The sequence below is a fragment of the uncultured Gelidibacter sp. genome, assembly GCF_947500795.1.
GTDB lineage: Bacteria > Bacteroidota > Bacteroidia > Flavobacteriales > Flavobacteriaceae > Gelidibacter.
The window spans coordinates 678,093-690,184 of record NZ_CANMTE010000001.1; the positions used below are offsets into that span (position 1 = coordinate 678,093).

At 36.3% G+C, this 12,092-nt stretch carries 13 protein-coding genes; 6 read left to right on the top strand and 7 right to left on the bottom strand.

What is annotated here, in order from left to right:
* On the bottom strand, window positions 1–444 hold the full coding sequence (locus Q0947_RS03005; RefSeq protein WP_246923268.1) for a cold-shock protein: 444 nt from the start codon (window positions 442–444) through the stop codon (window positions 1–3).
* A 590-nt stretch (window positions 445–1,034) separates the two neighbouring features.
* On the opposite strand from Q0947_RS03005, the gene Q0947_RS03010 reads away from it, so the two are divergent.
* Window positions 1,035–1,301, top strand: coding sequence for a heavy-metal-associated domain-containing protein (locus Q0947_RS03010; RefSeq protein WP_299391203.1), 267 nt, complete (start codon window positions 1,035–1,037; stop codon window positions 1,299–1,301).
* A 2-nt stretch (window positions 1,302–1,303) separates the two neighbouring features.
* Here the strand turns inward: Q0947_RS03010 and Q0947_RS03015 are convergent, their stop codons facing one another.
* The 4 genes from Q0947_RS03015 to Q0947_RS03030 form a co-directional block, all read right to left on the bottom strand.
* Window positions 1,304–1,966, bottom strand: a complete 663-nt coding sequence (locus Q0947_RS03015) for a hypothetical protein (protein ID WP_299391204.1) — start codon at window positions 1,964–1,966, stop codon at window positions 1,304–1,306.
* A gap of 91 nt (window positions 1,967–2,057) precedes the next feature.
* On the bottom strand, window positions 2,058–3,572 hold the full coding sequence (locus Q0947_RS03020) for a DEAD/DEAH box helicase family protein (RefSeq protein ID WP_299391206.1): 1,515 nt from the start codon (window positions 3,570–3,572) through the stop codon (window positions 2,058–2,060).
* Between the two features lie 212 nt (window positions 3,573–3,784).
* A complete protein-coding gene (locus Q0947_RS03025; RefSeq protein WP_299391209.1) occupies window positions 3,785–4,279 on the bottom strand; it encodes an Hsp20/alpha crystallin family protein in 495 nt (164 codons plus the stop codon).
* A 183-nt stretch (window positions 4,280–4,462) separates the two neighbouring features.
* The gene (locus Q0947_RS03030; RefSeq protein ID WP_299391212.1) at window positions 4,463–4,882 is read right to left on the bottom strand and encodes a hypothetical protein; all 420 of its coding nucleotides are present in this window, start codon (window positions 4,880–4,882) and stop codon (window positions 4,463–4,465) included.
* Window positions 4,883–4,958: 76 nt separating this feature from the next.
* Here Q0947_RS03030 and Q0947_RS03035 point away from each other — a divergent pair, with 76 nt between their 5' ends.
* The gene (locus Q0947_RS03035) at window positions 4,959–6,275 is read left to right on the top strand and encodes a dipeptidase (RefSeq protein ID WP_299391214.1); all 1,317 of its coding nucleotides are present in this window, start codon (window positions 4,959–4,961) and stop codon (window positions 6,273–6,275) included.
* Window positions 6,276–6,342: 67 nt separating this feature from the next.
* On the opposite strand, the gene Q0947_RS03040 is transcribed toward Q0947_RS03035, so the two are convergent.
* Window positions 6,343–6,546, bottom strand: a complete 204-nt coding sequence (locus Q0947_RS03040) for a DUF2007 domain-containing protein (protein WP_299391217.1) — start codon at window positions 6,544–6,546, stop codon at window positions 6,343–6,345.
* 200 nt (window positions 6,547–6,746) lie between these two features.
* Window positions 6,747–8,747 (bottom strand): dehydrogenase E1 component subunit alpha/beta, encoded by a 2,001-nt coding sequence (locus tag Q0947_RS03045; protein ID WP_299391219.1) that lies wholly within the window; start codon window positions 8,745–8,747, stop codon window positions 6,747–6,749.
* Window positions 8,748–8,895: 148 nt separating this feature from the next.
* Between Q0947_RS03045 and Q0947_RS03050 the strand changes: the two genes are divergently transcribed.
* The 4 genes from Q0947_RS03050 (at window position 8,896) to Q0947_RS03065 (ending at window position 12,036) form a co-directional block, all read left to right on the top strand.
* Complete coding sequence (locus Q0947_RS03050) at window positions 8,896–9,846, top strand: 2-oxoglutarate and iron-dependent oxygenase domain-containing protein (protein ID WP_299391222.1); 951 nt, start codon at window positions 8,896–8,898, stop codon at window positions 9,844–9,846.
* A 68-nt stretch (window positions 9,847–9,914) separates the two neighbouring features.
* Window positions 9,915–10,238 carry a translation initiation factor gene (locus Q0947_RS03055; protein WP_299391224.1) on the top strand — a complete coding sequence of 108 codons (324 nt, stop codon included), beginning with the start codon at window positions 9,915–9,917 and terminating at the stop codon, window positions 10,236–10,238.
* A complete protein-coding gene (locus tag Q0947_RS03060; RefSeq protein WP_299391226.1) occupies window positions 10,238–11,167 on the top strand; it encodes a DUF1835 domain-containing protein in 930 nt (309 codons plus the stop codon). The genes Q0947_RS03055 and Q0947_RS03060 overlap by 1 nt, the downstream gene beginning before the upstream one ends.
* The gene (locus tag Q0947_RS03065; protein ID WP_299391234.1) at window positions 11,167–12,036 is read left to right on the top strand and encodes a nucleoside phosphorylase; all 870 of its coding nucleotides are present in this window, start codon (window positions 11,167–11,169) and stop codon (window positions 12,034–12,036) included. The genes Q0947_RS03060 and Q0947_RS03065 overlap by 1 nt, the downstream gene beginning before the upstream one ends.
* Window positions 12,037–12,092: the final 56 nt, after the last annotated feature.

The following is a 12,092-nucleotide window of genomic DNA, read 5'->3' on the forward strand; positions in this document are numbered from 1 at the left end:
TTAAACGCGCTTAACTCTTACGGCATTCATGCCTTTCATTCCGCGTTCTAACTCAAAAGTTACTTTGTCATTCTCAGCGATATCATCTAAGAGTCCGCTAACGTGACAGAAATACTTTTCATTATTTTCTAGGTCAATTATAAATCCGAAGCCTTTAGAACTATCGTAGAAAGACACTTTTCCTTGTCTGATTGGATCTTCTTCTTCGCCTTCTTCTTTTTTAGGCACACCTAAGACAATATCCTCAGCTTCAACTTTAATCTTGTCTGCAGGATTTGGTGGTGTATCTGTTAAATTGCCGTAAGCATCAACGTAAGCAAATTGGATACCATCGGTTCCTCCTTCAGCTTTACGGGCTTCTTTTTTCTTTCTTTTATCTTCACGTTTTTTAGCACGTGCTTTTTCTTTTTCAATTTTGTTAAAGGTCTGTTGCGACTTAGCCATTCTTTTTTTTAAATATGTTTTAAGGATTATACTTGAAATACCAATCAATACTGAAGATAGGCAATTTTCGGGAAATTGAAATGTCTAAAGATTAATGTAGTGATTACAATGTAAGTAAATATTGTAGAGTTCTAAGTCTCTAAATATCTAGATACCTTACAAATATAAGATATTGATTTCAATTAGCCATCTATCCATGGGTTATTATTTGCATTTGAGTTGTTTGTTTCAACCCTCTAAGCCTTGTTGTAGCTTAAATTTTTGATTATTGAGTTCCGGAAAGCTATCCGTAGTTATTGTTTTTAAAAGCGATGCTCAATACGTTAAAAATGCCTTTAGAGTTCTTGTTTTATTAAGAGAACGTCTGCTTTCTTAAAGGTGTTTTAGGATATTTTATATGTCGGTTTTAAAAAACGGACTATTTAGATCCGTAATTTCATCTGCTTCACAAATTATAAATGATAATCTATTCTATAGTGTCCATAGGAGTTATTCCAAGATATAAAACTCATAGAAAGCGAAATTCTGTTAGGTGAAGTGTAATTAATTATCTAAATTTATAGGAAGCATTACAATAAAACACACATAAAATGACATACATCACTGAAAATATAATCCCTGGGAATTACGGCAAAAAATTCACGACAGATGTTGACGATGCCTCAGAAAAATCAAAACTCGAAGCTGCTATTTTGGAAGTTGAAGGCGTTACAAAAGTGATTTTCGAGGAGAACGTTTACCCGTTAGTGTTCACTATTCATACAGATCAGGTGGTACACGTTAGCGAGATACAGGATAAAGCGAAGGCGTTAAAATGTCACGTGATTGCTAAAGAACCGTTCTTTCCGTTGTTTTAAAATTACTCTCCTTCTTTTACAATAATAACGCTAGCGGTCACGCCAGTTAAGAGATTCCATTTTTTGGAAGATACAAGCACGCCATTATCATCAAAAACATGAAATTCGGCAGTGTTCGGGCCAGACTCACCTTGGTTGAGTGCCACAAATTCTATTTTATTGATGCCTTCTACTAACGGCACATCAAAAGACTTGAAAGTACCAGTCAGTAACAGATTTGGAATAAAAACGACACCGTTTACAAAAACACGTACCCGGTCGCCATCAGGATATTCGTGGTCTCTACAGCTAATATTGGCTTTGTTTCCAGTCATTCTAAAACTCCCCAAGAACTGATCTTCCATGGTTGGCATTTTAAAACCTTGTTCCACAGCTTGACTGTTCCATTTTTTATCGAAAATTTCTCCCGGATCTTTTAGGTTGGAATCATCAAACATTGAAAATTCCTTTTTCTTTTTATTGATGGTGATAGGATATTCAACAGGAGCGGTTTCTTCCTTTTTAACGGGCTCGATTTTTACTGGTTCAGGGGCCGGTTCTTTCTTTTCATCCTTTTTTTCTACGGCAGGAATTGGAATGCTTCTAATTGGAAATTCTTGTGCGTTCACTTGAAAAATCGCAACGAGAAAGAATATGCCCAAAAGGTTGTATTTGTAGGATGCCATAAGTTTGAAAACTATTTCGGATACTTTAATCAATAACTGTACCTATTAGCGAAACTAACAATTAATTTTCACTATAATTTTAAAGAAAACGTTAAAACTTCCCGTTAAAACTCAGCCTTAACTTTCTAATATACTCTTCCATAAGCCAGTCTTTATAATTTTTGGTGCTGTTCATCATACAATACGAATATTGTTTGATGCGATATGAAATATCATCTTGCAAATATTTGATCATATCGCGGGCATCAAAAATAGTATCGACGTTTTCAATAATCATCTTCGAGTGTTGCTCTATAGATTTTTCAATAGCACTTATCGATTTCTGACCATCCAAAATGGCTTTTTCATAAGCTTCCTTAACGTCAAATTCGATATTTTCAGTATTGCTGAAACGTGCGCGTATGGAGTCTGGCATCACATATACAAAGTCGCGTTCAATATCTTCATCATTCCTAAGATTTTCAAGATAAAGATCAGGATATTTAAAGATATGTTGCCAATCTACGGCTTGATCCCACGGACCGAAACGGATTGCATTATTACCTAAATCTAAAACAGTAAACGATTTTTTGTTTTCAAGAATACGGGACCCACGACCTATCATTTGGAAATATAGTGTCAATGATCGAGTGGCGCGATTTAATATCACTGATTCCACGCTTGGCTCATCAAATCCGGTGGTTAAAATACTCACCGATGTCAAAATTCCATCAGGCGTATTTTTGAACCACTTCAAAATGTCCTTACGTTCTTGCTTGCTGCAGGTATTATCTAAATGTCTCACGTTATAGCCCGCACGTTGGAACGAATAACACACTTCTTTTGAAGTTTGAATTCCGTTATTGAAAATCAGTGTCTTCTTGCCTTTCGACATTTCTTCGTAAGCAAAAATCAGCTTACTCAACATATGCGAGTTGGTATAAAGCGCTTCTGAAGATTTTACGGTGTAATCGCCATTAATCCCAATTTTCAAAGTGTTCAATTCCACATCAAAATTGTACAACTCTGCTTTCGCCAAGAAACCATTTTTTATCAAGGTTGAAATGTCATCACCAACAATCAGTTTTTGGTAATTATCTTTCATTGGCAATTTGATATTCGAACTCAATGGCGTTGCTGTAACACCAAGGATAAAACAGTTTTCAAAGAATTTAAAAAGCTTTCTAAAGGAGTTGTAATGTGCTTCATCAATAATCACCAAGCCGATATCTTCCAAACGCAGTTTCTTATCATTCAGACGGTTGTTCAGCGTCTCAACCATCGCTACGAAACATTGATACTGATCTTGGTCTGGCAGCTCCTTAACTTTACTGTTGATGATCTTGTTATGAACATCAAAATTGGTCAACATTTTTGAAGTCTGCTTGCACAACTCAATCCGATGGGTCAAAATGACCACTTTCTTATTATGGTTTTTTATGTAACGTCTAACAATCTCTGAGAAAATAACCGTCTTCCCTCCTCCCGTTGGAAGTTGGTACAACAAATTAAAATTATCTGGAGACGTTTCCAATACCTCAAAAATCTTGTTCAAATCAGCGAGCTGATAATCATAAAGATTCTTCTTGGTTTTGGTTTCGTTAATGTTTTCGGACGTTTCTAACATAAAATAAGGGCGTTCGGAGAAAATTTGCACAAAATTAAGACATTATAAGAGTTATAAAGAGGTATTCATGAAAAGATTTTAGAAAGGCTAGACTCTAGTAACATGTCTTTCTTATAGATAGTTGCCTGCACATAAGCATAGATGCATTTTACTACAACAAAAAAGAGAACCAATTAGGTCCTCTTTTTTAAGGTTTGATTCTTATAATTAGCTTAAGAAACGGTAATACGTTTCGCAGGTTTCTCTTTGGCTTCTTCTTTCTTTGGTAAATGCACCGTTAAAATACCATCGGTATATTTGGCGCTAATGTTATCAGACTCAATGGTGTCTGGTAAAGTAAACGTTCTTTTGAAAGACGCATATCCAAATTCACGACGTGTGTAAGTTTCTTCTTTAACTTCGTTTTCTTCCTTACGCTCTGAAGAAATGGAAAGCACTTTATTATCGACATCAATATTAAAATCAGATTTTTTCATTCCAGGAACTGCAATTTCCAAAAAGAATTCCTCAGCATTTTCTTTAATATTCACTGCTGGAAGCGTCATTCCTGTATTGAAATTAGACAAAAAACCTGTGCCCCTTCCATTGTCAAACATATCCTCTATCCAAGATGAAAATGTTGGTAAAGAAGAGGTATGTCTTGAAGCTGTATTTCTTTGTGTAGAAACATCATTTCTATTTTTCTGAATTGTTGCTAAACTACTCATGGTTCATCAAATTTTTAAGTTAAACTTCATTTTCGATACCTCTATTTCAAAATCGATACCAAAGCTAAATTTGTGTGAATTCGGTTGAATTTTTACCTTAAAACCGTCATTTTGACATAGTTAATCGTCTAAATACTAACAAAATGACAGTTTTTAGGAATTAAAAGTATTAGCGAAGAAAGTTTACTTTGATGCTTTTTTTATAGTTTCTTTTGATAGTTTGTAATCGATACAGACTTGGCGTCGCCCCCATTCTCTTGCTGCCTCAATATCATCACCCATATAAATATCAATATGATTACGCCATTTGCGATGCATTTTATCCTTTACCAAATACACATCGTCAAAACCTTCAATCATGACCGGTGTATTATGTTTAAAGCCCTTGCGTAACAAATCAGGGGAAACGGCAATATATCTCATTCCTGGTTTTAGACTATCACCAAATGCTGTAAGGTGAGGCCTACTACTTGTTTGATCGACAGTGGAATTATAGGCACTTGCGATAACAGTAACAGAATCCCATATTTCTAAAGGCTCTTCTTTAGGGGATTTCTTACAACCTGTTACTATTAAGAATAACAATAAAAAACGTATTTGCATGAAATAAATATACAACTTATAGAAACATTAATTCATTTTTGTAACTTGTCACGTCACAAATATATTATTGAAACCTATGAAAAAAACTATTCTCTCTTTAAGTTTATTAACGCTTTTTATGAGCTGTAAAGACGACACTAAAAAAATGGCTGAACCTGATTCAAAACAAGATTCCATTGCGCTTATAGAACGTGCAAAAGCCATTCACGAACGTGTCATTACGCTAGATACGCATTGTGATTTTAATGTTGCTAATTTTACAGATGAAACCAACTATACGCAAGATTTGTCATCGCAGGTTACCTTGCCTAAAATGGACCAAGGCGGCTTGGATGTTGCATGGTTTATAGTGTATACAGGGCAAGAGGAATTAACGGATGCTGGTTTCAAAAAGGCTCATGAAACTGCTATGGGGAAGTTTAATGCCATTCACAAATTGGTAGATGACATTGCTCCAGAACAAATTGAATTGGCGGTTACTTCTGATGATGTGAGACGTATCGTGAAAGCCGGAAAAAAAGTGGCTATGATTGGTATTGAAAATGGCTATCCTGTTGGTAAAGACCTCGCAAATGTTGAGAAGTTTTACAACTTAGGTGGTCGATACATGTCTTTGTCGCACAACGGACACAGCCAATTAAGTGATAGCAATACTGGGGAAGAAGATTCTGTTTGGTTGAATAATGGACTGAGCGAATTAGGGAAGAAAGTTGTAAAAGAGATGAATCGTTTAGGGATGATGATTGATGTGTCTCACCCAAGTAAGGAAGCGATGAAGCAGATGATTGAATTATCAGAAGCTCCAATTATAGCTTCTCATTCTTCAGCAAGAGCTTTGTGTGATCATAGTAGAAATTTAGATGATGAACAATTAGAGTGGTTAAAGAAAAACGGTGGCGTTGTGCAAACCGTTGCTTTTGCTGCATATTTAAATACGGAAAAGGCTGAGAAATATGCTGCTTTTCAAAAAGAAGTGGGCTTAAAAGTGATGGATTCTATGAATGTGGCCTATTTAGAACGCAGTGATCTTAAGGAATTGTCTAGCGAAGAGCGTGACGCTTATTATTCTGTTTTAGAAAAGGTAAGACCTATTGTTGATGCAAAAATTAAGGGTATGAAAAATGCTCCAAAAGCAGTAAATGTTGCTGATTTTGTAGATCATATTGATTATATGGTGAACAAAATTGGAATTGAGCATGTTGGCATCAGTAGCGATTTTGATGGCGGAGGTGGAATTGATGGCTGGAACGATGCTTCAGAAACCTTTAATGTGACTTTAGAACTTGTGAAACGCGGTTATACCGAAGAACAGATTGGATTTCTTTGGAGTGGTAATTTACTACGTGTGCTAGATGATGTGCAAGCTTATGCGAAAAGCGTACAGAAAAGCTAACAAGATATATCAGTTATTAAAAAAGTCCGCTATATGCGGACTTTTTCATTTTATAATTATTACCATTTTAGGATGTGGTGCTTTCTAAAAGCATCTGTGCCTTTTCGGCATCAGCATCCGCTACGTATATTTCTATGTCTCCATCAATAACAAGAAAAGATGAATCTGATTTATTCAATACTTGGTATTCGATGTTTTCGTTTTCCAAAAGGTTTTTGATTTCCATGACCCTAACCTGAGAAGTCCCTGAATATATTTTTACGTCGCTCATAATGCTAGAATTTAAAAGTGAGGTTTATCTTTCTAAGATAATGAAAAAAAGCGACTTAAGAATGACGATATTAAAATCTCATGATTTTGAAAATTAGATTTCCCACTAAAAATAAAACCAGTGCTTGAAGTACTTACAAACACTGGTTTAGATCAATTTATTTTATCTGAATTTCAGGATTCAGTAATAATCACTAACGATTAATATTCTAAAACTCCTCGCAACGCTTCTTCAAACTTGCCTTTTGCTAAGTATTGTTCTTCCAATTGATTGATAAAAGGAATTGGAGTTTCCATACTTGCCACACGTTTTACTGGTGCATCCAAATACTCGAAACAGTTCTCCATAATCATCGCGCTTAAATCGCTCGCAATTCCACCGAACATGGAGTCTTCTTGAAGAATTATAGCACGTCCCGTTTTCTTGACCGATTTATAAATTGCTTCAACATCTAATGGCTGGAGGGTTCTTAAATCGATAAGGTCAGCATTAATGTCTTCGTTTTTAGCTAAAGTATCCAACGCCCAATGTACACCAGCGCCATAAGTAATAATGGTAATATCACTACCTTCCTTTAACAAGGCAGCTTCACCAAATGGAATTGTGAAATAATCAGTAGGAACTTCTTGACGTATACTTCTGTACAACGCTTTATGCTCAAAAAACAACACCGGATTTGGATCATTGATGGCAGTTGCCAACAATCCTTTTGCATCATAAGGAAACGCAGGATAAACCACTTTTAATCCAGGAGTTTTGGTAAACCAAGCTTCATTGGTCTGCGAATGGAAAGGTCCGGCAGCAACACCAGCGCCACAAGGCATTCTGACTACAACATCTGCTTTTTCGCTCCAACGGTAATGGGATTTCGCTAAATAGTTAACAATTGGATTAAAACCTGAACTTACAAAGTCGGCAAATTGCATTTCTACAACCGATTTCATTCCAGCAATAGAAAGTCCCATTCCAGTCTCGACAATGGCAGATTCACAAATTGGTGTGTTGCGAACACGGTCTTTACCAAATTCAGCTACAAAACCTTCTGTGATTTTAAATGCACCACCGTATTCTGCAATATCCTGACCCATGATGACAAGGTTTTTATGACGTTGCATACTTTGTCTTAAACCTTGGGAAATAGCGTCAATAAAACGAATATCTTCGGTATTTGATTTCGGCTCAACATTCTGATAATCAAATGGTGCATACACATCACCTAATTCAACACTTTCATCTGCTTTAATTGCTTCTTCTGCGCCTGCAGCTTGCAATGCTTGATCAATTTCAGCTTTAATTGCCATTTGAAATTGCTCATCTTGAGCCGTTGTTAAAACGCCTAAATTAAGCAGGTAATTTCTATAGTTATTGATAGGATCTTTTGCTTCCCATTCCTTTATTAATTCGCTAGGAACATATTTTGTACCACTGGCTTCTTCATGGCCACGCATTCTAAAGGTCTTAAATTCGATTAAAATTGGACGTGGACGTTTACGGATGCTTTCGGCAAGCTTTAAAACTTTGCCGTAGACTTCAAGAATATTATTTCCATCTAAAATAAAGGAGTCAATGCCATAGCCCTTGCCTCTATCTGCTAAATCTTTACAAAAGTATTGCTCAGAAGTTGGCGTGGATAGCCCATAACCGTTATTTTCAATACAGAATATGACAGGTAATTGCCAAACTGCAGCCACATTTAAAGCTTCATGAAAATCGCCTTCACTTGTGCCGCCTTCTCCTGTAAACACTGCTGTTACTTGATTTTTGTTTTGGAGCTTACTTGCAAGTGCAATCCCATCAGCTACACCCAATTGTGGCCCTAAATGGGAAATCATCCCTACAATATGAAACTCTTGAGTACCAAAATGGAACGAGCGGTCGCGCCCTTTTGTAAACCCATTGGCTTTACCTTGCCATTGGCTAAAAAGTCGTTCTAAAGGAATATCTCGCGTGGTGAAAACTCCAAGATTACGGTGCATTGGTAAAATATATTCGTCAGATTGTAAAGCCATGGTCACCCCCACAGAAATAGCTTCCTGGCCAATGCCTGAAAACCATTTTGATACTTTACCCTGACGAAGTAGGATTAACATCTTTTCTTCTATCAATCTAGGCTTAAGCATAGTCTTGTATAGCTGAAGAAGTGTCTTGTTATCGAGATTCTTTTTATCGTATTGAATCGCGCTTTTGGTAGATGTCAACATAAGGTTAGCGTTTTAAATTCCAAATGTAAATAAAAATAGAGAGAATGACTCTAAACCCTAGTTTTTTTAGCGTAATAAAGCGACTTCCTTTTACAGTATTTTCGTTACTTTTGTGATAACACAGTTAAATATAAAAACAGATATAGCAATGAATGTGATTCCAAGTGTAAACCTTCAGGATTTTGTCTCAGGAGATCCCGTTAGGAAACAAAAGTTTATTGACGAAATTGGGAAAGCCTATGAAGAGATAGGTTTTGTTGCCCTAAAAGGTCACTTTTTAGATGATGCCTTGGTGGATGATCTTTATGAAGAGGTAAAGAATTTCTTTTCGTTGCCTACAGACGTCAAACAAAAATATGAGATTCCAGGAATTGGTGGTCAGCGAGGCTATGTGTCTTTTGGAAAAGAAAGTGCAAAAGGCCAAAAGCAAGGCGATTTAAAAGAGTTTTGGCATTTTGGACAGTATGTTGAAGATGATCCTGTTCGCGCTAAAGAATATCCTGAAAATGTTCAGGTTGCGGAATTGCCAAGATTTAATGAAATTGGTAAGGAAGCCTATGCCATGCTAGAAAAGACTGCAAAATATGTGCTTAGAGCATTGGCGTTGCATTTAAATTTAGAGGAAACCTATTTTGATAACTATATTCATAATGGTAATTCTATATTAAGACCTATTCATTATCCGCCAATTAAAGAAGAGCCTAAAGATGCGGTTCGTGCGGCAGCGCATGGCGATATCAATTTGATAACGCTTTTGATGGGTGCACAAGGTCGTGGATTGCAAGTACAAAATCATAAAGGCGAATGGATTGATGCTATTGCTGAGCCTGATGAATTGATGATTAATGTTGGGGACATGCTTTCAAGACACACCAATAACAAATTGAAATCTACCATTCACCGTGTGGTCAATCCGCCAAGGGAATTATGGGGAACGTCGCGTTATTCCATCCCATTTTTTATGCATCCTATAAGTGAAATGAAACTGGACGTTTTAGAAGGTTGTATTGATGATGAGAATCCGAAGCAGTTTGATGATATCACTGCTGGCGAATTTTTGACGGAACGCTTGATTGAACTCGGATTAATTAAAAAATAAAAAGTAGTTGGTAATTGCTATGGGTTTCTTTGTAACTCATAGCAATTTCTGATTGAAGACTGAAGACTATGGATTTAGAAGACCAACTCAAAAAGTTGTTCCCAGAACATACACCCGAAGAAACTCCCGAAGAAGAAGCCTCCAATATTTGGTTGCAAGATGATCCTATCATTTGCAAATATGAAAAGCGAAAAGGCAAGCCAATTACCATTTTAGAAGGCTATACTGGAGCTACGGAAGATTTTAAATTATTGGCCAAAGAACTCAAGACCAAACTCAGTGTTGGCGGCAGTTTTAAGGATGACAAAATTATTATTCAAGGTGATTATAGAGATAAAATTATGGCAATATTAAAAGAAAAAGGTTTTGCTGTAAAACGTGTAGGTGGCTAATGGCATCTAAAATTCTACATATCACTAATGGAAATAATCTGACCAATTATTTAAAGGAACTGCGTTATAAAGGCCACTTTTTAACCTGGCAAGAAATGTTGTGCGAAGGGCCAACTACCGAGCGCATTACTACCGTAGAGTTCTATAATCTTAGAAAAGAGTTTCTGCAGGAGTTTTATGATATTGAGATAAATGAAGATGAACTGATTCATGAAATTGATATTTTAAACCATACAGAGAAATTCGATGAAATTGTACTATGGTTTGAATATGATTTATTCTGTCATATCAATCTCATCGCAATAATAACGCTGATTCAGCAAAAACACATTACGCTCCCACTCTCTTTGGTGTGTAGTGGTCGTATAAAAGGAGAAAAGGAATTTAAGGCATTGACCGAATTAAATCCTGAGCAACTTCTTCAGCATTATGAAACCCGGATTAAGTTGACCTCAGAAGATGCTGAATTGATGAAATCCTTGTGGCGCGTGTATTGTGGTAAAGATCATAATCTTTTTAAACCTTATATTGTCCAAAAATCGTCTTTTCCGTATTTGAGTAGTTGTTTAAAAGCGCATTTGGAACGCTTTCCAGATTCAAAAACGGGACTTTCAACATTAGAAACACACACCCTTCAAATGATTGAAGACCATAACATAAAATCGAAACGTCATTTGTTAGGCTATATTCTTAATTTCCAAGGCTATTATGGATTTGGAGACCTTCAAATTAGTCGAATGATTGATTTGTTAGATATCTTTTATGACCAGGAAGATGAGCGGTTAGTCCTTAACAGAAAAGGATTTGAGGCTATTGAAGGTGTACGCGATTTTTCATCAGAAATTAAATCTCCAATGATATTTGGAGGCGTTAAAAAATTAGATTTTCAGTTTAGCAAAGCTGAAAATAAACTTATAAAATCAATTTAATGGCACTAGCGGCATCAGAACTTATATTAAACCCAGACGGCAGCGTTTATCATTTAAATTTAAGGCCAGAACACTTGGCCAATACCGTTATAACTGTAGGTGATCCTGACCGAGTGGATAGTATTACGGAGCATTTTGATACTGTAGAATTTCAAACTCGAAAAAGAGAATTTCACACGCAAACTGGTATTTATAAAGGCAAACGCATCACCGTGATTTCTACAGGAATTGGTACGGATAACATCGATATTGTGTTGAATGAATTGGACGCGTTAGTCAATATAGACCTGCAAACACGCACCATTAAAGAGACGTTGACTACATTGGAAATCATCAGGGTTGGCACTTCGGGCTCTATTCAAAAGGAAATTCCCGTAGATTCTTTTTTAATCAGCAATTATGCAGTGGGGTTTGATAGTTTGTTGCATTTTTATAAGAATGAAGACATTCAGGATCACGACATTTCAGATGCGCTTGTAAAGCATACCAATTGGAGTACTTTAAAATCTAAACAGTATATTGTTAAGTGTAATGACGAGTTGTTTAATAGATTTAGTTCTGATAAAACCGTAAAGGGCTTTACAGCAACAAACGTAGGTTTTTACGGGCCTCAAGGCCGAGTTTTGAGACTTCCTGTGGAAGATGGTACGCTAAATGATAAATTGGCAAGCTTTAGATACAACAACATGCCGATTACAAATCTTGAAATGGAAACCGCTGGAATTTATGCGCTTTCAGCTCTTTTAGGTCATAAAGCGTTGTCTATGAATGCGATTATTGCCAATAGAGCCACAGGGGAATTTAGTGATGATCCTGCAGAGGTGGTCAATGAGCTTATAACCTATACATTAGATAAATTAGTGCAGTAAGTAAATTGCACTTAAAAACGAAAACGAAATCAACACACTTCCTAGCAAATTTGGGA

Excerpts from the sequence above, each read along its gene's own strand:
- Q0947_RS03005 (WP_246923268.1), bottom strand. The coding sequence starts at position 444 with ATGGCTAAGTCGCAACAGACCTTTAACAAAATTGAAAAAGAAAAAGCA.
- Q0947_RS03010 (WP_299391203.1), top strand. The coding sequence starts at position 1,035 with ATGACATACATCACTGAAAATATAATCCCTGGGAATTACGGCAAAAAA.
- Q0947_RS03015 (WP_299391204.1), bottom strand. The coding sequence starts at position 1,966 with ATGGCATCCTACAAATACAACCTTTTGGGCATATTCTTTCTCGTTGCG.
- Q0947_RS03020 (WP_299391206.1), bottom strand. The coding sequence starts at position 3,572 with ATGTTAGAAACGTCCGAAAACATTAACGAAACCAAAACCAAGAAGAAT.
- Q0947_RS03025 (WP_299391209.1), bottom strand. The coding sequence starts at position 4,279 with ATGAGTAGTTTAGCAACAATTCAGAAAAATAGAAATGATGTTTCTACA.
- Q0947_RS03030 (WP_299391212.1), bottom strand. The coding sequence starts at position 4,882 with ATGCAAATACGTTTTTTATTGTTATTCTTAATAGTAACAGGTTGTAAG.
- Q0947_RS03035 (WP_299391214.1), top strand. The coding sequence starts at position 4,959 with ATGAAAAAAACTATTCTCTCTTTAAGTTTATTAACGCTTTTTATGAGC.
- Q0947_RS03040 (WP_299391217.1), bottom strand. The coding sequence starts at position 6,546 with ATGAGCGACGTAAAAATATATTCAGGGACTTCTCAGGTTAGGGTCATG.
- Q0947_RS03045 (WP_299391219.1), bottom strand. The coding sequence starts at position 8,747 with ATGTTGACATCTACCAAAAGCGCGATTCAATACGATAAAAAGAATCTC.
- Q0947_RS03050 (WP_299391222.1), top strand. The coding sequence starts at position 8,896 with ATGAATGTGATTCCAAGTGTAAACCTTCAGGATTTTGTCTCAGGAGAT.
- Q0947_RS03055 (WP_299391224.1), top strand. The coding sequence starts at position 9,915 with ATGGATTTAGAAGACCAACTCAAAAAGTTGTTCCCAGAACATACACCC.
- Q0947_RS03060 (WP_299391226.1), top strand. The coding sequence starts at position 10,238 with ATGGCATCTAAAATTCTACATATCACTAATGGAAATAATCTGACCAAT.
- Q0947_RS03065 (WP_299391234.1), top strand. The coding sequence starts at position 11,167 with ATGGCACTAGCGGCATCAGAACTTATATTAAACCCAGACGGCAGCGTT.